This is a genomic window from Cytophagales bacterium, from assembly GCA_033344775.1.
GTDB lineage: Bacteria > Bacteroidota > Bacteroidia > Cytophagales > Cyclobacteriaceae > JAWPMT01.
Map to the genome: position 1 here is coordinate 45830 of JAWPMT010000001.1, position 22371 is coordinate 68200.

General features: G+C 43.0%; 17 protein-coding genes. 9 read left to right on the forward strand and 8 right to left on the reverse strand.

From position 1 onward, the window contains the following. The first annotated feature begins 20 nt into the window (after positions 1-20). Complete coding sequence (locus R8G66_00160) at positions 21-578, forward strand: inorganic diphosphatase (GenBank protein MDW3190741.1); 558 nt, start codon at positions 21-23, stop codon at positions 576-578. Between the two features lie 384 nt (positions 579-962). Here the strand turns inward: R8G66_00160 and leuS are convergent, their stop codons facing one another. Then, the gene (gene leuS, locus R8G66_00165; protein ID MDW3190742.1) at positions 963-3731 is read right to left on the reverse strand and encodes a leucine--tRNA ligase; all 2769 of its coding nucleotides are present in this window, start codon (positions 3729-3731) and stop codon (positions 963-965) included. Positions 3732-3856: 125 nt separating this feature from the next. Here leuS and R8G66_00170 point away from each other — a divergent pair, with 125 nt between their 5' ends. The 5 genes from R8G66_00170 (at position 3857) to R8G66_00190 (ending at position 9290) form a co-directional block, all read left to right on the forward strand. Further along, positions 3857-4642, forward strand: coding sequence for a hypothetical protein (locus tag R8G66_00170; GenBank protein ID MDW3190743.1), 786 nt, complete (start codon positions 3857-3859; stop codon positions 4640-4642). Between the two features lie 123 nt (positions 4643-4765). Further along, positions 4766-5518, forward strand: coding sequence for a transporter (locus R8G66_00175; GenBank protein ID MDW3190744.1), 753 nt, complete (start codon positions 4766-4768; stop codon positions 5516-5518). Positions 5519-5670: 152 nt separating this feature from the next. Further along, positions 5671-6027, forward strand: coding sequence for an MmcQ/YjbR family DNA-binding protein (locus tag R8G66_00180; GenBank protein ID MDW3190745.1), 357 nt, complete (start codon positions 5671-5673; stop codon positions 6025-6027). Positions 6028-6384: 357 nt separating this feature from the next. Next, entirely contained in the window at positions 6385-7254 is an 870-nt protein-coding gene (locus R8G66_00185; GenBank protein MDW3190746.1) for an SDR family oxidoreductase, read from the forward strand. A gap of 632 nt (positions 7255-7886) precedes the next feature. Next, complete coding sequence (locus tag R8G66_00190; protein ID MDW3190747.1) at positions 7887-9290, forward strand: CotH kinase family protein; 1404 nt, start codon at positions 7887-7889, stop codon at positions 9288-9290. 223 nt (positions 9291-9513) lie between these two features. Here the strand turns inward: R8G66_00190 and R8G66_00195 are convergent, their stop codons facing one another. Together R8G66_00195 and R8G66_00200 are read right to left on the reverse strand one after the other, a co-directional pair. After that, positions 9514-10200: a DUF2490 domain-containing protein gene (locus R8G66_00195; protein ID MDW3190748.1), complete on the reverse strand. Its 687-nt coding sequence runs from the start codon at positions 10198-10200 to the stop codon at positions 9514-9516. Beyond that, positions 10197-10964: a DUF4956 domain-containing protein gene (locus R8G66_00200; GenBank protein MDW3190749.1), complete on the reverse strand. Its 768-nt coding sequence runs from the start codon at positions 10962-10964 to the stop codon at positions 10197-10199. Before R8G66_00200 ends, R8G66_00195 begins: the two co-directional genes overlap by 4 nt. A gap of 178 nt (positions 10965-11142) precedes the next feature. Between R8G66_00200 and R8G66_00205 the strand changes: the two genes are divergently transcribed. Both R8G66_00205 and R8G66_00210 read left to right on the forward strand, forming a co-directional pair. Beyond that, complete coding sequence (locus R8G66_00205) at positions 11143-12192, forward strand: YceI family protein (GenBank protein MDW3190750.1); 1050 nt, start codon at positions 11143-11145, stop codon at positions 12190-12192. A gap of 38 nt (positions 12193-12230) precedes the next feature. After that, complete coding sequence (locus R8G66_00210; GenBank protein ID MDW3190751.1) at positions 12231-13238, forward strand: serine hydrolase; 1008 nt, start codon at positions 12231-12233, stop codon at positions 13236-13238. Here R8G66_00210 and R8G66_00215 read toward each other — a convergent pair. Further along, on the reverse strand, positions 13232-15298 hold the full coding sequence (locus R8G66_00215) for a winged helix-turn-helix domain-containing protein (GenBank protein MDW3190752.1): 2067 nt from the start codon (positions 15296-15298) through the stop codon (positions 13232-13234). The genes R8G66_00210 and R8G66_00215 overlap by 7 nt on opposite strands. A 94-nt stretch (positions 15299-15392) precedes the next feature. Further along, positions 15393-15998 (reverse strand): hypothetical protein, encoded by a 606-nt coding sequence (locus R8G66_00220; GenBank protein MDW3190753.1) that lies wholly within the window; start codon positions 15996-15998, stop codon positions 15393-15395. 245 nt (positions 15999-16243) lie between these two features. On the opposite strand from R8G66_00220, the gene R8G66_00225 reads away from it, so the two are divergent. After that, positions 16244-16702 carry a hypothetical protein gene (locus R8G66_00225; protein ID MDW3190754.1) on the forward strand — a complete coding sequence of 153 codons (459 nt, stop codon included), beginning with the start codon at positions 16244-16246 and terminating at the stop codon, positions 16700-16702. A 155-nt stretch (positions 16703-16857) separates the two neighbouring features. On the opposite strand, the gene R8G66_00230 is transcribed toward R8G66_00225, so the two are convergent. From R8G66_00230 to R8G66_00240, 3 genes are all read right to left on the reverse strand, one after another. After that, the gene (locus tag R8G66_00230) at positions 16858-19272 is read right to left on the reverse strand and encodes an FtsX-like permease family protein (protein MDW3190755.1); all 2415 of its coding nucleotides are present in this window, start codon (positions 19270-19272) and stop codon (positions 16858-16860) included. 2 nt (positions 19273-19274) lie between these two features. Then, positions 19275-19814, reverse strand: coding sequence for a DUF1579 family protein (locus R8G66_00235; protein MDW3190756.1), 540 nt, complete (start codon positions 19812-19814; stop codon positions 19275-19277). Positions 19815-19878: 64 nt separating this feature from the next. Then, a complete protein-coding gene (locus tag R8G66_00240) occupies positions 19879-22302 on the reverse strand; it encodes an FtsX-like permease family protein (GenBank protein ID MDW3190757.1) in 2424 nt (807 codons plus the stop codon). Positions 22303-22371 lie beyond the last annotated feature (69 nt).

Consider the following 22371-nt stretch of genomic DNA (forward strand, 5'->3'; position numbering starts at 1 on the left):
GAGTAGAAAACCATCAAAACATGATTGTAGATATTTCCAATCCCTGGCATGCCGTGCCAGCAGGAGAAAATGCTCCTGAAGTAGTGAACAGCATCATTGAGATCCCTCAAAATACGCGTGCCAAGTACGAACTGGACAAAGATTCAGGCTTGCTACGTCTGGACCGGGTCTTGTATTCTGCGGTGTATTACCCGGCCAATTATGGGTTCATTCCAAGAACTTATTGCGATGATAAAGACCCACTTGATATTGTTGTGCTTTGCAAGATTGATGTCGTGCCTTTGTGTTTGATTAATGCCAAAGTTATTGGCGCCATGCGCATGCTGGATGGTGGCGAAATGGATGATAAGATCATTGCAGTGGCTGAAAATGACATGAGCGTCAATCACATCAATGACGTGGATGAGTTGCCACCGCACTTTTTGAGGGAGTTGAAGAACTTCTTTGAAGACTACAAAAAATTAGAAAAGAAGGAAGTAAAGGTAGAAGACTTTCAGGATAAAAAGACCGCACACGAGATCATCGAAAAGGCCATTGCTGACTATCAGGATCTTGTGAAGAATGCGAGACATATTTAGGGATTCGTCTTTTGTACTATTAAGGAGTGGACAAATTTTGTCTGTTAGTACATTTATACTTGCTCGCGTTGCCTAGAACTATTTCTATATCTCTATATTGGATAACGGAAATGATCCGCTTAAAATAGGGCTTATTGGCCCAGACATAATTTGGCCTTACATCATGACGAGGATACTTGCTCTTTTGTGCATAGTTCTGATCGTTTACAGAACATCTGCACAAAAAAATGACTCAATCAACTTCAGAAAGCTCATTGAAAAATCATGGAATGCTCACGATAGTGCCTGTTATTACCTAACATCAGCCAGGGCATATGCGAATGCCGCGCATGAAATACTAGAGATTTATATGTGAAGTGAGCGATGGTCAAAGAAAGGTGGTCATTAGACCACCACATTCACAATCTTTTTTGGGATTACGATCATCTTCTTGGGCGATTTGCCATCGAGCCATTTCTGGACAACTTCATTGGCCAATACCGCTTCCTCAATTTCAGAAACACTCAAGCTCGTAGAGAGCGGCAGTTTTACCCGCATTTTGCCATTTATAGATACCGGATACTCGTGTGCATCTTCTTTGAGGTATTCTTCTTTGATTTCCGGATAATCCGCAGCGACCACCGAACCTTCATTGCCCAACAAGTGCCACAATTCTTCAGCCATGTGTGGAGCAAAAGGTGCTAATCCAATCACCATAGGCTCCAGAATCGCGCGTTTGTTGCACTTAAGTCCGCCCAGGTCCTTGGTAGCGATCATGTAGTTACTCACCACGGTGTTCAGAGAAAGACGATTGATGTCATCCTCGTTTTTCTTCAAGGTACCGTACATGATCTTGTATTCCTGATCCGTAGGCTTTTCATCAGAGACGGAGAACTCAAATTGATTGGTATGGAACAAGGCCCAGAACTTCTTCAGGAACTTATAAACACCTTCAATGCCATTGGTATTCCATGGTTTGCTCTGCTCGATGGGACCCAGGAACATCTCGTACATTCTAAGGGTATCTGCGCCATACTTCTCCACCAGGTCATCGGGATTGACCACATTGTACTTGGACTTGGACATTTTCTCCACTTCCCAGCCACAATGGAATTTGCCATCTTCTAAGATGAATTCCGCATCTGCAGCATCTGGTCTGAATTGCTTGAATGCTTCCACATCCATGACATCATCTTTCACAATGTTGACGTCCACATGAATAGGCGTGGTGTTGTATTCGCCTTTCAGGCCTTTGGAAACGTATTTGTTCTCACCGCTGACACGGTAGGCGAAGTTGGACCGTCCCTGTATCATGCCCTGATTGACCAGTTTTTTGGCATATTCATCTACTTCGATGATGCCGAAATCAAACAGGAATTTGGTCCAGAACCTGGAGTACAACAAGTGTCCGGTCGCGTGTTCAGGTCCTCCCAGGTAAAAGTCTACTTCTTTCCAGTATTTCAGTGCTTCCTCGCCACAGAAAGCTTCGTCATTATTGGGGTCCATGTATCGGAAGAAGTACCAGCTACTGCCAGCCCATCCGGGCATGGTCGATAATTCATAGGGCTGGCCTCCATGTGACCAGTCGGTAGCCCTGCCCAACGGAGGATCCCCATCTTCCGTAGGTAGATATTCTTCTATTTTAGGAAGCTCCAACGGAAGCGCATCATCGGCAACCAATTCAGGTGTTTGATGCTCATAGAAGACAGGAATTGGTTCACCCCAGTATCGCTGCCTTCCGAAGATGGCATCTCTCAATTTGAAATTGATCTTGCGTTTGCCTAATCCTCTTTTTTCTACTTCATCACTGCCATGGTCCATGGCTTCAATAGGAGTGAGGCCATTGAGGAAATCGGAATTAATGACTTCCCCTTCTTTGGTCGGATCAGCTTCCGTTTCCGTGATCATTTGCGCTTCATTGATCTGTATAATTGGCAAATCAAATTTCTTAGCAAAGTCAAAATCACGTTGATCTCCTGATGGTACCGCCATCACCGCTCCGGTGCCGTAATCTGCCAATACATAATCGGCAATCCAGATGGGTACCTTATCTCCGGTAAATGGATGCAATGCGTAGCTTCCGGAAAATACGCCGGTCACGTTCTTTGCATCACTCATGCGTTCACGCTCAGATCGGTTTTTCGCAATCTCCACGTATTCCTGTACTGCTTTTGCTTGTTCTGATGTGGTCAGCTTAGCTGTCAAATCACTTTCTGGGGCCAAGACCATGAAGGTTACTCCAAAAATCGTATCGATACGCGTCGTGAAGACCGTGATCTTCTCGTCGCGCCCATCGACCTGGAAATCAACCTGAGCACCGAAAGACTTACCGATCCAATTGCGTTGCATTTCTTTGATCGGAGCAGGCCAATCGATGGTGTCCAATCCACTCAATAAACGGTCTGCGTATGCCGTGATCCGCATGTTCCATTGGGGCATGTCCTTTTTGACGACTGGATGTCCACCTCGTTCGGAGAATCCATCCTTTACTTCGTCATTGGAAAGTACTGTACCCAATGCCGGGCACCAGTTCACCGTCGTATTGGCCAAATAGGTCAAACGGTATTTCAGCAAGAATTGCTGTTGCTCTGCTGCTGAAGAATTATTCCAGTCATTGGCAGAAATGACGGGTGTATCATCATCACAAGCCGCATTGATGTTTTCATTACCTTCTTCGGAAAGCTTCTCAATCAGGGTTTCGATTGGTTCTGCTTTATCGGTATCGTTGTTGTACCAGGCATTATAGATCAGTTTGAAGATCCACTGTGTCCACTTGTAGTAAGCAGGATCACTGGTTCTCAACTCCCTTGACCAATCATAGGAAAAGCCCAATGCACGAAGCTGTTCCTTATATCGATTAATGTTGTTTTCAGTTGTAACTGCAGGGTGTTGACCGGTTTGAATGGCATATTGTTCTGCGGGCAAACCAAACGAATCAAATCCCATCGGATGCAGCACGTTGAATCCTTTCAGCCGCTTGTAGCGAGCGATGATATCTGTAGCAATGTACCCGAGTGGGTGTCCTACATGAAGTCCCGCCCCGGAAGGATAGGGGAACATGTCCAGGATGTAGTATTTGGGTTTAGAGGTATCCTCTGCTACTTTGTATACTTCTTTTTCCTGCCACTGGGTCTGCCATTTTTTTTCAATTGACTGAAAGGTGTATTCTGCCATTTCCTATTTTTCCTTAAAAGCGTGCAAATTTAAGCTTTGCGGTCAGGAATACTAGAAAATTTATCACAGAAGGAAACCTTTCTAAAAACCTCCTGTCCTTAGATCAAAATTCAATATAAAAAAACATGAGGAAGGCAATCATTACCACATTTATTCTGACCATTTCTTGTCTCGCCTGGGCACAATCGGATACGACCGTGGTGAAAAGGGATACCATACCGCAAGTACCCGAAAATCCTGTACAAGTGGAACCGGAAGAAGAGCCGGAACCGAGGATCATTTATTACAATTCGGACGATGACCCCAGAAGCAAGTCTTCGTATCGCTCCCGAACCAGAACAAGAGGGTCTCGTAATCAGATCAAAACATTATCCGGATCCATGAGCCATAGTGGCGGATTTGGAGCGCTGAGCTTTAAGACTTCAGACTTTCGGGATGAAACCATTGTGATGGCAGGTGTTCGTGGTGGTTGGATCATCAATCGGACACTGGCCTTAGGTGCGGAAGGATATGGGATCATACCTACAGCAAAATACAGTGACTTTACGGAGCCTTCCGATGATGTGCACTTACTTGGAGGGTATGGAGGATTGTTCCTGGAGTTGATCTTCTTTTCAAATGAGGTAGTACATGTTACATTTCCACTCAGTGGTGGCGCAGGCTGGATCGGCTATGATCTCAACGATGTGGATCGATTTTCTGTAGGGGAGCCAGACAATGGTTATTTGGATCAGGATGTTTTTTGGTACGTTGAGCCGGGTGCTAATGTAGAAGTAAATGTGGCCCGTAATTTCAGATTGGCTTTCGGGATCAGCAAACGATTCACCCAGGACCTGGAATTGGTCGAAACCAGGAGTAGGGAGATGGAAAACCTCAATTATTACCTCACTTTAAAAATCGGAAGGTTTTAAAAGATTTTATTCAAGGTCAATAGTACTCACTTATTTATCATTGTGGAACCCGGCAATTGTTGTCGGGTTCTGCTGTTTTTATAGCACCAGTTTCGTATTTTAACAACCACTTGACCCGAAGAGATGCTGATACTCAAAAGACTATTAACCCTCATTTTATTTTGTTTCACAATTAATGTGTCATTTGCGCAGATCAACACCGATCGACCGACCCAGAGTGCCAGTGCTTTTGTGGTGCCAAAAGGTCGGTTTCAGGTAGAAACTGGGTTTCAATACACTCGGATCACGGATGTGGTTTATCAAATTACCTATCACAACACTTTATTAAGATATGGGTTGAACGATCTGTTTGAATTACGTCTGAGTACCAGCAATGAGTTTCTTGATCCTGCGCTTGATGGGCGTAATCGAACTTTTAGTGGCTTTGGTCCGACCATACTGGGGTTCAAATCGCATATTTCCGAAGAAAATGGATTTTGGCCACAGATCAGTTTCCTTGGACAAGTGCAATTGCCATCGGGTCAAAATGAATTTGAAGTGGAAACCGCTGTTCCTGCCTTTCGTTTTAATTTTCAGCACACAATCAATGACAATAGTTCGATTGGTTATAACTGGGGCATGGAATGGTCGGATCTAAATTCGGAAGCCACGAACATTTATACCTTCATATACAGTGTATCCTTTGCTCGTGCTTTCACGACCTTCTTTGAATTCTATGGAGCTATTGAGGATGGAAGCAATGACCATCGATTTGATACGGGTCTGATCTACTTGTTCAGTGACAATTTCCAGGTGGATATTTCCGGTGGACCCGGCCTGACCGAAGAAGCTCCGGATTGGTTTCTAGGGTTTGGGTTCTCATATTATCCAAAGTAAATCATTGTTTACTTCCTTTTTAACCCCGGTGTGGGTCGCTTGAATCCCTTAAAGCATAATCTGGCCGGGATATAGGGGTGAAAATCAATTGGACACCCTTTAGGGATGGGGTTAATTCAATTGATTTTCTGAACTTTACATAGAAGATCAATATGGACATAGAATCAATCACCAACTACTGCATGGCCAAACCCGGCGTAACCGCTGGCTTCCCGTTCGATGAAACTACTCTGGTATTCAAAGTAATGGGGAAGATGTTTGCCGTAACCGATGCCGATCACTTTGAATTCATCAACCTCAAGTGCGATCCCGAGCGCTCGGAAGAATTGCGCGCTTCCTATGATTACATCAAGCCCGGCTGGCACATGAACAAGACCCACTGGAATTCCGTCTATCCCGAAGCCGGTTCTAAGCTCATTTGCGAGCTCATCGATCACTCCTATGACCTGATCGTCGCTAAGTTGCCCAAGAAAGTGAAAGAAGAGTTGGCGCTTTTATCTAAATCTTAGCACAGAAGCTCGTCAGCATTTGTATAGCTGTCGGATTGTTGCAGCATATAATATGCCATAGACGATATATTCGCCATACAATTGCGACTAAGCTGGGTGATCATAAAACGGGCCCATTTTAGAATCTTCTGTGATATTCACTAATCCAAGGGCCCGAATACAGTACATACATACACCCAAGTCTTATGAAGTGGGTTGATTTTGGACATAACTCAATGATATTAGGAATTGAACTCACCTAATAAGTGGGAAGATGATAAGTTATGTTCCTTAAAAGCAAAATTCAACCCCATACTGAACCAATCATTCCAAATCCTCGTTCTACTGTCTGACCTTTAACCATTATAAAATCATAACATGTCAAAAATATTGATCACCGGAGCCAGCAGTGGCTTTGGTAAAATGACCGTAACCAGCTTATTGAATGGTGGACATCAGGTGGCAGCGGCCATGCGTGGTGTTGCTGGAAAGAATGCGGAAGCAGCAAAAGAATTAGAAGCAGCGGGAGCTTCCGTTGTAGAAATAGATGTAACGGATGATGCCAGTGTAGACAGTGGTGTCGCTAAAGCGATAACAGCCCTGGGTGGTCTGGATGTCGTTATCAACAATGCCGGAGTAGGTGTGGTTGGCATGCAGGAGCACTTTACCATCGAAGACTTCCAGAAAGTGATGGACGTGAACGTATACGGCGTTCAGCGTGTGAACCGGGCTGCTTTACCTCATTTGAGAGGACAGGGATCAGGCTTGATCATCTACATCTCAAGTATGTTAGGAAGAATGACGTTGCCTTTCTACGGACCGTATAATGCGTCTAAGTGGGCGCTAGAAGCCATTGCAGAGAACTACAGAGTTGAGTTGGCAGGATTTGGTATTGAAAATGCCATCATTGAGCCTGGAGGTTTCGAAACGAATTTCTTTGGCAACCTGATCCAAGCCAGTGACCAGAGCCGAGCAGCGGAATATGGAGATTTCATGAAAGTCCCTCAACAGATGGGTGAAGGATTTGGTGCTGCCCTGGCACAAAATACGGAGCAGCGACCTGAGAAAGTAATTGATGCCATTGTCGGATTAGTGAATACCGGTAAAGGTCAGCGACCTTTCCGTACCATGGTTGATCACATGGGAATGGCCGCCGCCATGGATGGCTACAATGAGCAATTAGAAGGAGCCATGAAAGCTGTTTATGGCAACTTCGGCATGGGAGACATGCTGGGATTGAACAAATAGGTTTCGACAGGATCAACCTGAAGCCTACGAGCACCTCGCGGACAGCTAGCCAGGCTTACAACCTTCGAGCGCCTCAGGCTCTCGAAGACTGAATTAGTGATAAAAGTTGAAGCGCCCTCGGGCGCTTTTTTTGTAGTCCTAATCTTATCACTTGTCCATTATTCCATCACCTAGTATTTCTTTATTACAGTGATATGGAAAGGGTTTTCTGTTTTGTTCTGGCCTTGATTCATTTTAGGTATTTGAGTCAATGAAGAGCAGATGAGGAATAAAATTCTGTTTGAGCCAAGGATGATTCCATTTGTTCTTGGAATAGCTTGGCGAGTTTATTTTATTCCTGCTCAATTGATTTAAAAGTCATTAAAAAATGAATTCGGCCTGGATTTTTTGATTCTTTTTCATCAATGGAAAAAGAATGAGCGGATTAAAGGTGCTTGGTTTTTAATCACCGATGAGGTCATGTACAATTTAGTAGAATCATCAATACTTGATTTATTCTTTTGAATTATACACTTAGGGAACATTTCAATCACAATTGTTACAAAAACAAAGATCGCTAATACGTTTCCTAACTGTTACTTATTTGGCACGCTAGTTGTTTATTTTAGCCCGTCGGTTACAAGATGACCTTTATGAAAAGACCTGAACTCCTCTTATTGCTTGTCCTGTTTCTTGCTGCTTGTAAGAAGAATACAGAAGTCCCTGTGAATCCTGCTAATTTTCCTTCGGGGCCTGAAAATAGTGACCTGCCTTTTTTCGCGATCAATACGGATGACATCATTCCCGATGAACCGAAGATCAATGGGGAGATGGTTATTTTTCAGAATCAGGAAGCTGTTTTTACCAATGGGATCGGGATCGAGTTGAGAGGGGCTACTTCCAGAAGACTGTTCCCTAAGAAATCATATGGAGTCGAATTGTGGGATGCGAACGGTTTGGATATGTCCAGAGATATCTTTGGGTTTGGTTCGGAAGAGGATTGGATCTTGCAGGGACCGTATGCGGATAAGACATTGATGCGTAATGTCCTGATATATGATATTTCAAATAACATTGGACAGTATGCAGTAAAAACGGCTTTCTCGGAATTAACGATCAATGATGTTTTCCGTGGAACCTACGTATTCATGGAGCGGATCAAAAGAGATGGTGATCGCCTGGATTTGGAACGACTGGAACCAAACATCACGGATGAAACTCTGATTACGGGTGCTTATATCCTGAAGATTGACAAAACCAGTGGTGATACCGAGGATTCTGATTGGCCAGGAGATGCGGATTATCAGCCGGAATTGGGCTTTCGATCTCCTTATGATACACGAGGCCAATTAATTGATTATCCGGCACATGGACCCAAAACGGGGCCAGAGACCTATTTCTTGTATGAATACCCATCAAGGGACGAGATCAATGATGCCCAGAAAAACTACATTCAGCAATACATAATGGACTTTGAAGAGGCTTTGATTGCCGAAGATTATACCAATGAGCCAAGGTTGTATGAAGCTTATATTGATGTGCCTAGTTTCATTGACTTTTTCATTTTGAACGAGTTGAGTGGTAATCCGGATGGCTATCGACTCAGTACTTACATGCACAAGGACAGGGGACAGAAACTCAAAATGGGACCTATTTGGGATTTCAACCTTGCTTTTGGAAATGATGGTCGTAGCAGGCCAGATAGCTGGGTCTATCGTTACAACGATTTTTACGGTGAAGATTTGTGGTTAGTACACTTCTGGTGGCCGAGATTATTGAATGATCCCATATTCAGGAGTCAGGTAAAGACACGGTGGCAGGAACTTCGTGGTGGTGTGATTACATCGGCAACGATTCATACTCAAATTGATGATTGGGTAGATTATTTGGACAGCAATGGAGCCCTGGATCGAAATTTCAGAGAGTGGCCTGTCATTGGAGAAACGCTCCCTTTCAATAGTTTCGTTGGAGAATCCTACGAAGAGGAAATCAACTACCTGAAAAACTGGATTGACAGTCGCATCACCTGGATGGATAGCCAGATCGCGAATTGGTAGGAATTCTTTTTTAAGTTCAAGCCCGAAGTGATCCGTCATTCCGCCGGTCATAGCATTCAATTATAACTCATATACGCTCATAATTGACCTGTCGGAATCTCAATCAATTGAGCACCAACTACAGATTTTGAGATTCCGCAGGGCCCCCTGGAGGTATTTCCTCGCTGCACTTCCTAGAACGGGAGTGCCGGATTAATTGATAATGGCTTCAATTAGAAATCGTTCAAAACCGATACTCATACCTGAATACCAGAATATAAGTCCATTCTGTTACCGGAATATCCAGTGAACGTTCGATGAGGTAATCAAATGAGAATTGCCCGAGCTTCTTGTAGCTGCGTTCTGTCCCAATCCCAAACCGAAGTTGATCGTTAGTATTTGCAAATTCTTTTGGCAGGTCATTGAAGTATTCCACTTTGATCCGAGGATCGTAGGGCCAGTTTTTGATCTTATATTCTGTCAAAAAACGATAGCGAAGAAACCTTCTGGCTACATCACCCTCTGCAGTGGTCAATCCCAATTCATTGCGATGCTGATAAAGAAGTCGATGCTTGAATCGAAATTGTTGGAACCGATGTTTGATTTGTGTGCCGAATTGGTAGCGATAATGCGATTCATACCCCTGGTTTTCACCGCTATTGTCGTTCCTGCGGATGAATCGATTGACGAAGAATAAGTCTACATTTTTATCCAGTGAATACGTGAGCGCTACTTCCGTATGAAAGTTCTTTACTTCACTTGCATTTTCATCAAACCGTATTTGTTGCTCCGCTTCCAGTTGTAAAGCGTCATTTAGATCTACCTGAGCGCCGGCCTTGAGCCAAAGTTCCAAATCCTGTACATTGCCACTTTGCGACATTCCGGCAGTCACCAATACCAATAAGCTTATTCCCAATAAAAATGCCCTCATATTTTCGCTGTGTAGTATAGTGTGAGGGTGGCTACATTGTTTGTCAGGTCCACTTTTTGGACCGATACCCTGGATATTTGTAAGCCCGTTTTTTCCCTGAGATCCAGCAACAATTTTTCGTAGTTCTCAGGTTTCACGTTTTCCAGTTCATCATAGACGATGTTTCTTTCTGATGAACGGCCTTTAGAGAGGACTGTTTTTTCAATGACCATGATCGACACGATGATCGAAATATTCACCAACAGGATTTCAAGAAAACTCATTTGGTCATTGACCAGTGCATTGATCACCGAAACACCAATGACTACAAACAAATAAGTCATTTCACGTATCTCGATGGTTTGGGTACGGTATCGGATGATCCCGAATATCGCGAACAGCCCTAATGCCATTCCTACATCAAGTGTGAATTTGCCTAAGGTGAAACAAAGAAAAAACAACACGATACTCACCATGTAATAAGTGAATAAATACTCGGTATTTCTGGTTGTCTTGTAATAAAGTAAGCGGATGATGACAGAAATACTGATCAGATTCATCAGAAACAACACCAGCATCTTTAAAACATCGAAGTTGTAGAACTCTTTGAAGATGAATCCATCCGAAGTTTCTTTTCGTTCGGTTGATTTCACAGCAAAAGGAGAGGACGATTGATTTTCCTGTAATGCTAGTTTTTCAGAAGAATGAGGTGTATTAGCTGGGAATCCGTTCAAAGGTTGAAACCAGGCCAGCAGACCTAGTAAGAGTGCTACTTGATACTTCACAGTGATTGTTGTCGACTATTCTTTGTTATTGACGAGCTGGCAAATTACTACAAATTCCGTTCCATAAAGGCCCGAACTTGATAAAGGTCCGATGAGGGATACATTTCATAAATCCTTCAGGTTTTCATGTAGGTTTCCGAAGACATGTTTTTGAGCTTGCCGGTAAAAGTCAAAAACTATGATGAACTTCAAATTTTTACTCCGTGGTTCCTTGATCACTTTGCTAGTCTGGGGATGTTTAGGAGCCAATGTCTTTGGTCAATCTGAGATCAATATGAACAATCGATTCCAGATCAATAAAGACGGATCCTATGTGACCTTTGGAACTACACTAGCGAATTTTCCAGTAATCAAAGGTTCGCTCAAAGCTTACCAGGCAACCTTATTTTATGATCCTGAAAAGCCAGAACAGACTTCAGCAACGATTCGATTTGGTGCAGAAGGGTTAAGTACTGCCCATGAAAAACGAGACGAACAGCTGCATGGGCCAGACTTTCTGGATGCCAGCAGTTTTCCGGGCATTTGGTTTCAGGGGTTTGAAACGGAGGTTACAGAACAAGGGCTGAACCTAAAAGGTGATCTATATATCAAAGGCGTGGTACAACCGGTGACGGTGCGACTCAAGCAACCCACCTTGATGCGCAAGGCCATGAATAACCTGGACCTGCTTATGGTGAACGGAGCGTTAGCAATAAACCGCAAAGATTTTGATCTGGGTACTTCAGGCAGGTACGCAGCTGATCCGATGTTGGGTGAAGAAGTCAATATTGAATTCAATTTCATGTGCTTCAGCTATACTATAGATTATCTCAAAGCTTTGTACTTAAACGAAAAGGAAGGTGTCCCTAACCCGGTTGGATTGGTCTATGAAGAAGTGAAGCAGAATGGGCAAGAAAATGGCCTGAAACTGGCCCGTGAATTATCGAAAGACAAGCGATATAAGGCGGATAACTGGGCAACTAACCTGGCGAATATTGGGTGGATATTGATGGTAGATGGTTACGGCAAAGAGTCGCTGCCATTTTATGACATGGCCTTGCAAATGGACAAGGGTCACTTGCCTTCATTACTAAGATTGGGAGACGCCTTCACCATCGCCGGAGCTTACGATGATGCTTTAGCACATTTTGAAGAGGAATGGGCTTTGCCAGCCCGTTCACGGTTCACGCATATCCCGCATATGATCCGGGCAATCGATGGTTCTTTTTCAATGAGCGATTTGAAATGAGCAGTGTGCTAAGGCATAAGGGGTGGTGGATGCTCATTATGATTGTTCTCATAGCCATCCAGAGTTGTGGCCAGCAATCAGAGGAGCAGTACATACCCGAGGATTTGGCTGCATTGAAAGATTATGCAGCGCAAAAGGAAAACATCAGGAGTGTATTGGTCAGCCAACACGATAAGACCATTGCAAATTGGTACTTCAAGTCCTTTGATCGGGATAGTTTGGAGCACATTCGTTCTGGGACGAAGAGTGTCATGTCGCTGTTAATTGGTATCGCCATTGATCGAGGAATCATTGGGAGTGTCGAGGATCAAATTACAACATACCTTGACGATGTGGCTTCGGATAAGCAGGACATGACCATTCGACATTTGTTGACGATGACCTCCGGAGTACCCTGGGAGGAAGGAGTCGGTTACAACGACTGGAACCGGATGATTGATTCTGGTAATCCGTATCGTTACTGGATGGATCGTCCCCGGAAACATGAAGTGGGGGAAAAGTGGGCTTATAGTTCTGGCGATACACATATACTTTCCGTGATTCTGACGCGTGCTTCAGGGATCAGTACGTTGGATTTTGCTGAACAATACCTTTTCGGTCCTTTGGGTATCAGGCGTGTATTGTGGCAAAAATTTCCTGATGGCTATTATGCAGGAGCATCAAGACTTGCATTAAAACCAAAAGACATGATCAAAATTGGCCAGCTTTGTGAAAATCTGGGTATTTACGATGGGAAACGAGTCGTGTCAGAGTCGTACATCAGGCAGTCTACAGGCATACAATTCGAGTTCATGGAAAAAGGCAATGTGAGGGAAGGTTACGGATTTTGCTGGTGGGCAGTAGAGTTAGATGATAAACGTGCCTACATGGCGCTGGGTTATGGTGGACAGGCCATTGCTGTGATTCCCAGCCAACAACTAGTAGTGGCTGTCACACATAAATGGAAATTAGGAGGCCATCAGGCGGCTGCTCAACAAAAATCCGCTCAGGATGTTGCCGTAGCTGCGTGGGCCTGGGCGCGACAAGGGCCGCTTCCGATTCATTGAGGGGTTTCCGAAGCTTCTTCTAAAAGCATGATATCTGAATCGTGGCGATCAATCTGACTAAAAAGCAGTTGGTCGCCACTTGCACTGACCGAAAGGGAAATACCCAGTCGGGGAATCCGCTTCAAAGGTTTATAAATGAGCGCTGATTCTTTTGATGTAAAATCATAGAACTCAAATTGTTTATCCTTTGCATTCAGGTGATAGACTCCTTGTTGCGTCACGGCATATGCTCCCCAGAACATCGGATGGAAGTAGGGGAGCAGTAAGGATACTTCTCCCTCAGATAAGTCTTTTTGCCAGAGCCCCAGGGTGTCTTTCCTGACAAAAAACAACTTGTTTTCATCCGTGCTCAATTGTGGTGCATAAGCATTTTCAGCTACAAGCTGAGGTCGATTTCCTTCTTGATCCGTCTTCCAGATATTCCAGATGCCTGCTTCTTTTTTACTGTAGTAAAGATCTCCAGACGGGCTGATGTAGGGTGTGTTTTCGTCCAGAACAGTAACCGTAAGGTTTTGAGGAATTCCGCCTTTCGCATTGATCCGATAAATATCTGACTGACCATTGACAAACCCTTGAAAATAGATCCATTGTCCATCCATCGACCATCTTGGCGAGGATAAATATTGTCCTTCAAAACTGGAAACAGGAACAGTTTGTTGACGATTAGCATCTGCTACCCAAATTTGATAAGCCCCTTCATGGATTTTCGTATAACAAACCCGATCTGTGCTAGGAGAGAAGACACCATTCAATTCCAGGACATTGGAACGTAACCAGGGGCTGGCTACCTGGGAATGTAAATCATATTGCCACAAATTGACATCATCGGTCATACGGGCGTAAACGATGCGACCAGTTTCGGAGATGCGAGGCATAACCAGTTGGTTATCTCCAGCCTTAACCACCATTGTTTCTCCATTAGAGAGGTTCAACTCCCACAGTTTGTACATGCCCGACAAGTCACTGGCATAGACCAATTGACCTTCGTTTAACCAATCAAATCCATTGATAGAAATAGGATCAGTAGTCACTTTTTTGAGTTCATCGGTCAACAGATTGTAGGTGTACAAAAACATACTCGAAGGATTGCGTTCCCTGATAAAAGCCAATTGATTACCATTGGGCGAAAACCGAGGATGTATATCTCCATTAAATTCATCGTCGGGAGAAGTTAGGGTCCTAATTGTTCCATCTTTTAGGCCGATCAATTGGATACCAAGAGGATACTCTTTGTCAGGTCGATGATTGAAACTGATCCATTCACCATCAGGCGAAATATCGAAATCACCAAAGCTATTTACAGGAGCAGATGCCACTCGAATTTCTTGTCCCCCAATCACAGGTTTTTTATAAATGGCACTATTGCCAGATTCATATCGGATGTAGTAAATGAAGTTCCCGTCTTGTGACCACCTCGGGCGCAATTCCGTCGTTTCTTCGTCAGTTATCCTTATGATGGTTACTGTGCCAATGAGTTTGGCATAGATGTCCCAATTATCATCCTTGTTACCTCGCCAGGCATAGGCTACAAATTTTCCGTCTGGTGAGATTGCCGGCCAGTATTCCGCATTCGACATATTAGCCAGAGCCTGTGGGTGATATTCATTTTTTACAGCCTGTGGTCGAAAAGTTTGACGAATCGCAAATGCGCCTAGGGCCACCAAAACAGCTATGGCCCCGGTCCAAAGTACAGGTTTGCGTTTTAACCGTATGGTAAATGAATCCTGAACCTTAATTTGGGAATCTGCTTTTTTTGCAACAATCAACCGATATCCTGATTTGCTGATGGTCTGAATGAATACAGGATTGCCCGGGTCATCTTCGAGTGCTTTCCTAAGGCTTGAAATGGCACGTGTGATCACGTTTTCGGTGATCACGACCTCTTTCCAGACCGTTTTTGCTAAATGATCCTTTGATACGACTTCTCCCTGATGTTCAACCAACGTCATAAGGACATTCATCACTTGCGGCTCAACCTTTTTATTGACCTGGCCTTTGGATATAACATTAATGGCCGGCTCTATTTTCCAGTCTTTCAGGTAAAATGATTTCTCAGTCATGTTTTCGATCAATTCATAGCGATGGTGGGCGGATTTGGCCTATTTGCCAAAGAATAATGATGAAACTTTTCTGAAGAAATGGTGAAGTCATATGTTATTCAGTGGATTCTTCCTCTTCCAACGCCCCATCGATGATTTTGAATTTCTCACTGCCCACTTTTTCTTTCAATACCCGCATGAGCCATTGTATTTTATCTGCCGGACCTGACACATCTTGTGACATGTCATCTTTGGTCTGGATCTTCATGCTGTAATTGTCTTTGCTTATTCCATTTTTAGTCTCTTTCTCTCTTTTGACTTCCACACCTGTCACGCTCGTGTAGTAATAATCTTTTCTTTGTCCATAGGCCGGGACTACTATAAACATGCTATCGAGGATGAAGGTCTTATCGATGAAAAAGAAGGAAATAAACAGCAGCAAGCCCCAGAAAAAACCAATCCAGCAAAAAATGTCCAGGAACCATCCGAAATCAGAAGCAAAAAAAGCCAAACTGATAACCATGAAAATGAGAGAAATCCCGAAATGGGTCCAATAAAACCTTTTTTCCCATTCGAAGACCATGATGGAGTCGCGGATCCCTTCTGATTTTACGCGGGTATTGTATTGCCCTTTCCAGGTGATGAGCAGGCAGATGAATGCGTAATCCACAAGTAGAAAAAGTGCATTACTGAAGACATACTCCTGAATAAATGTTCTCATATCAGTGGTTAGTAAGCATGGCGTTTACATGAATATATGAAAAATCCATTTATTGATACTGATCTAACGATTAAGGACCAATCAATCAGTTGGCGTTAAATCAGGCCCATTTGTCGAAAATGCTGATTCATTCGTCGAATCTGCTGATTCATGATAGGAAGTAACAAATACATTTGAATCGAAATAGTGAAGCCGTAATTTTAGTAAGCTTTACATAGTTCAACAGACTTAAAATGTCACCGCCCATGAATCTATCGTTTTGGCAAGAAGGTGAAAATCCTTCGGAATTCTACAGTCGCTTTGACGGTCACTTGCGAAGTGCTCAACAGGCCTACAGAGAAGAGTTGAAGAATGAGCCCTACGAATTACTGAACGAATACGGAGAACGCAAGCTGGTTGTGCCAGGTTTGCAGTCTGACGATCTGGACGATAACTGCAACATGTCCATGTTCGCTTCCCTTAAGAACGTGAAAGATGAACAGGGATTCAAAGTCACTGAATTGAAACGTTGGTGCGAAAACGAACTTACACCGCTTGCATGGCAACGTGCGCTAGTTAGAACTTTACCAGCCTTGCGTGAGCACGGTTATGACCTGGACGAATTGCAATTTCCGGAGGCCGAAATGAGAATTAATCAAACCTATTTTCAACTTATTTTGAACACGTTGAGTAAGTTGTACAGTTCCCAGGATTCCGCCGCCTGATCCACTTTCAAATCACAAAACAACGGAGAAATAAGTCAGCGCATACACATAAAGTTATTACACGGCTTTCCTATGTTATGGTAGTCACCCTTAAAAATGGATGACATCAGCGCTGAATAAGACCTCAATGGAGTGTTCGGTAGCCTTTTTCGACTTTATTCATTTTTCAAGACCTCTACAGGGTTGGTTCTTCCAAGTTTTAACATATTGGTAAAGGAGAATACGAATGCCAGGAGTACACTAAATACAACGGTGGTGACGAGCATTTGCCATGGAAAATGGATATGAAAAGAAAACTTATCTAGCCAATCAGCTCCTAAATACCATAAAATAGGAAGCGCAATCATGTTTCCGGTGATCACTAGCTTGCCAAAGTCTTTGAAGATCAGGAAGATCACACCGCCTATTGTTGCACCTAGTACTTTGCGTATGCCTACTTCTTTTTTACGTTTAGAAGCCACAAAATGAGTCAGGCCAAGCAGACCAAGGAAAGAGATAATAACAGCAATCGCTGAAAATGCATTGAATAGTTGGTTGAATGCTATTTCTGTTCCATGTCGATGTTCTAATAGTTCTGACATGAAATGATAACTAAAAGGAAGCTCAGGAAAAATGGACCTAAAGCCCTGTTCTATATCGGCTAAAAAAACTTCATGATCTAGTCTGTTGTGCCTGATGGATAAGTATTTTAGTTCATGATCGATTCGAAGAAATGCAGTAGGCTTTATGGTTTCTTTAAGCGATTCCTGAAAATAGTCCTGGATGACTCCAATTACTCTTAAGGTATCAACTCCTGCAAAAAAGATCTGCTCGTTTATAGCTGCTTCGGCATCATTGAAACCATATAATTTCAAGGCTTGTTCATTTAGAATAACCGAAAGGCTGTCACCTTCATCAAAGAAGTTTCTGCCTGCTAGGAAGTTAGTTTTGAGATAACTTAGGTGTTCTTCGTCAACCGTGATTTTGTAAATCATCAATCTTTCCTGGGGCTGATGGATCAAGACAGAGCTACCTCTCCAGCCAATCGTGCTGCCTACCAGATCTGACGAGGCTGATACTTGCACCACCCCCGCGATGTTTTCAATTTTTGATTGAAGAGTCCGCAGGGCATTTGCGTAAGTCAGAGTGTTCTCCGAATAATTGGGTACTTCCAATACCATGGTTTCGGAGACATCTACACCCAATGGCTGTTCATTCATAAACTTCAGCTGGTTGAAAATGATCAGGGTCGCACCAATCATAAATCCGGAGATCATGAATTGGAATACGACAAGCGCTTTTCTGAAAGTGGCGTTGGAGGAGAGGTTGGAATGGCCTTTAAGTGCCTGAAGCGTCTTGACCTTTGCAATTAGGATGGAAGGGTACAATCCCGAAACCAATATACTGAGCAGATAAAAGGGCAGCACCCACCATAACAGTTTAAGCATGAATGCTTGCTGAAGGTTGATCGCAATCCCTAAGTAGGTTTCAGAAAGGTTTTGAATGATCAGGAATCCTGCAAACCCGAACGCCATAGATATCAGATTGATCCATCCTGATTCTATCAGATAAAGTGTAATGAGGTTTCTATGCGAAGACCCAAGTGCCTTTCGAATTCCAACATCTTTTGCGCGTTCTGATGCTTGAGCGGAGTAGAGGTTAATATAATTGACCCAGGCAATGAGCAGAATGAAAACACCAATAATGAAAAGAAACTTAACCGATGCCGCATCTCCATTGGTCGTTATTTCCTGGTTGACCTTGGATTGAAGATGGATATCTGCCACAGGAAATAAGTCAAATGACAATTTGTCACTACCCATTCGTTCCCCACCATGTTTATCGATAAAAGCAGGAAATTGATTTTCAAGCGACTCTGGTAGGGTACCTTCAGACAATTGTACATATGTCACGAAATCGAACCAGCTCCAATTCTGATCTATTTCTTGCCCCCATGCATGTAACAAAGAGGAAAAAGACAGCAATATGTTCACTTCTACATGTGTGGGAAGTGGCTGATTAAAAACCCCTGTCACTTCATAGACCTGAGAGCCGTTGACCGCTGAACGGATGGTGATGTGCTCACCAATGCAATCCGTTGTTCCAAAGTGTTTGATGGCGATCTCTTTGGATATGGCAGCAGTATGCAAATGATCAAGTACCGACTTCCGATCTCCTGCTAATAAGGGAAATGAGAATAATTCGAATAGGCCTGTTTCGGCAAAAAATACTCTTTCATGTTCTATCGGATCTTGTTTGTCAACTTGTGCTACTACTCCGTGCCAGGATTCCATCACTCGGAATGAAGCTTCGATCTGCGAAAACTCATGGACTAATGCTGGACCAACTTTTGGGAAAGTAGCTGCCGCAACATAAGGGTCTTTTCCGTCTTGTTTTACGATATGATTCACCCGATAGAGCTGGTTGATATTCTCATGAAATTGATCATAAGCGTTTTCGTAATGGGCATAACTGACAATGAAGAGGAATGCTGCTATACCAACGGATAATCCAAAGATGTTTAACAAATAGATGCTCGGGTTCTTTTTGAAATTACGAAGACTGATAATGAGGGTCCTGGTTACGTTCATTATTAATGGGATTTGTGGATTAAAATGGCGGTTTCATCCATGTGATGGAACCATTCATTGGTTGGGTCTTGACTTGTTCGAATGTGTGTTTTTCTTGAAAAAGAAGGAGTTTCCTGATTTAACTGAACTGTCCATTCACTTTTCACATATTCGATGAGGCCTTCTTGAATAGGAAACATCGCGTCATATACAAAGGAATGGCCTTCCATTTCACCTTGCATCAAAACCTTGATAGGCCAGGTTGAACTTAACCATAGGCTTTCATATTTATCGTAGATCGGATTGTAATTGAAAAACACCTGGTCCAGTCCTCTTTTCTGTTGAGGTCTTTCCATCTTATACCTGCATGAAATGAATGTGCTATCGAGCGCCCACTCGCACGTTAAATTACCCTTGAGTTTCCTGGGTTCACTATTGGGACTGTAAGTCCTTTCCACGTTCCATTTACCCACCAGAAATGAAAGGTTCTCCTGTTGGGATTTTACCTGCTGGGATAAGAGTGAGAGAGGAATGAAAAGTAGTATGGACAAGGCAAGCTTCATCGATATAAATATTATGTTTTGCAATAGGGAAGGTGCTTCAGATTAGTGCAATCGCTATTCCTTATTAAGTTTTTAGCATCTCTGCGGGAGTTCTTTTTAAAGTGGATTGTGTCATCCAGAGAATAATCATGGCCACTAGCAGGATGCTTATGATGGTACTGAGGAGGTATACCTGAAAGGGCATACTGATTCTATAAGCAAATTGACCCAGCCAGGAATTCATCAGGATATAGGAAATGGGATAAGCGAGCCACGAGCTCATTGCAGCGAGGAGCAAGTACCTTTTACTCATCAGTAGCAATAGAGATGGAAATGAAGCACCAATAACTTTACGAATACCAATCTCCTTTTGCTTTGACTTCACTACGAAAAGTATAAGTCCGATGATGCCCAGACACGAAATGAAGACAATGAAAAGTCCTAAGGTTAGAATTAAACGGGCACTTACTTTTTCATTAGAAAGGTAAGCATCAAACTGATCTTCCAGGAACCTATAGTTAACAGCGGAATCCGGATAAAGCTTAGACCAGACCGCCTGAATGTCGGAAAGGAGCTCTTCATTTGCAGTGTTTACCTTGATGATTACCCGGCTTCTGCCCAAAGATGTTATGCAAATCACCAACGGTTCAATTTCATTTTGAAAAGAGTCAAAATGAAAATCTTTCACTACACCGATGATTTTGCCAGGTCGTTGTTCATTAGGGAATACCCTGGTTAAACTCCTGCCTATAGGGTTCATACCCCAGGTTTCGTTGTATTGAGAAAACAGATTCATCGCAGCTTGATTGATGACGTAGGCCATTGATGAATCCGTTCGGATATTGCCATCAAAGCCTCTTCCATGAACCAATTCCAGATCTAATGCATTCAGGATTTGCATGTCCGCATGAAAAATGGACAAAGTCAATTCTTCATGATGTGTAGGAATGGAAAATGACCCGGAATAGCTTCTGCCTAAACCTGGTAGATTATTAGATGCCGAGACGGATTCAATTGCCGGGATTTGCTGCAGGTGGCGTCGTAATCGCCTCAACTCAAAATCACTTTCACCTATTCCCCAGTGAGTTACAACAATTTTGTGATGCTTATTAAATCCTAAATCAATCTCTGAAATATGATTGATCTGCATGAAGACGATAATCGTACTTACAAAGAAGACTGCCGAGATGCAGATCTGAAATCCAACTAAATAGTACTTACTTCTTCCAGATTCCAGACGATATGAACTTCCTGAGTAAAGGACTTGTGCAGGCTTGATTCGGGAGAGTTTGATCGTCGGATAAATGGCAGTCAGGATACTTAAGAGTGAAATAATTAAGATTGAAAAGGACACATTTTCAAAATCCATCATTAGTCGTGTGTCAATTGGTTTTCCAACGAACTCGTTGAATTGCGTGGATAATCCAAAGATCAGTCCATAAGCCAAAGCGGCACTGATCGTAAGAACGATAGCTGCTTCCATGGTAAATTGAGTCAATAATCCTCTGGTGCTGTTACCCATGGTTTTCTTAATGCCTATTTCTTTTACTCTTTCCAGGGACAAGGCGATGGTTAAGTTGGTAAAGTTGATGAGTGCTAATATCAGCAAAATCAAGGCTGTAGTGATTAGGACGGTCAATAATGTATAACTTCCTCTTGGTGCAAAGTCATTGGTAAAATCAGACTTGAGATAGATGTCCTCCAGCCCTTGAATGAATGGAGAGAACCGATTTTGCTGGCTGACACTTATGTTTTCATTGATAATTTCACTTAGTTTTTTTGAGACAGCTTCGAAATTTGAACCTTCTTCGATCAATAGATAGTTTGAACAGAAGTGCGTATTCCAACTCAGAAATCGATTTGGGAGACCTAGTCTTTCTGACCGAATTCGATAAGATATTTTAGAAATTTCAAACGGTAGCAGATAGTCAAACTGAATGTGCGAATTAACGGGGCATTGAACAATCCCTTCAATAATATACTCCACAGGATTTCCCTCATCGTCGAAGGAACTCATCGTCTTGCCCAATACTTCTATTGTTCCGAAATATTTATGAGCCATCTTCTCTGTCAACACGATACCGTTGATGGAATGCAGAAAATTATCCTTGTTACCAGATATGACTGGAAAATCAAATACCTCAAAAAAGGATGGCTCGACACCAAGCCCATTGGGTTCATTGATCATGATCTGACCTTTCCTAAAACTGGGTGTAAACCTGAGAAAGGAAGTCGAATGCTTAACCTCAGGTACCTGGTTGAGTAAGGCCGGCATCCATCGGTAGGGTGTCGCGGCCAAATATTGATCAGTATCATTGAAATGACTAATGACACGACCAATGCGATTGGACTTTGAATGAAAATTGTCGAAGCTACTTTCTGATTGTGCGAAAGTCAAAACAAGCAGTAGAAACATCAATGCCACAGTCATGCTAAAAATGATAATTGCAGTAGTTGTCTTTGATTTTCGAAGTGTCCTAAGAGAGGTAAGCAGGTAGAGTTTAAACATAGCCGAAATTGTAAACCAGACACCCTAGTTACGTAACCTGGCCAGTTATGACTTCCGTATTAATTAATC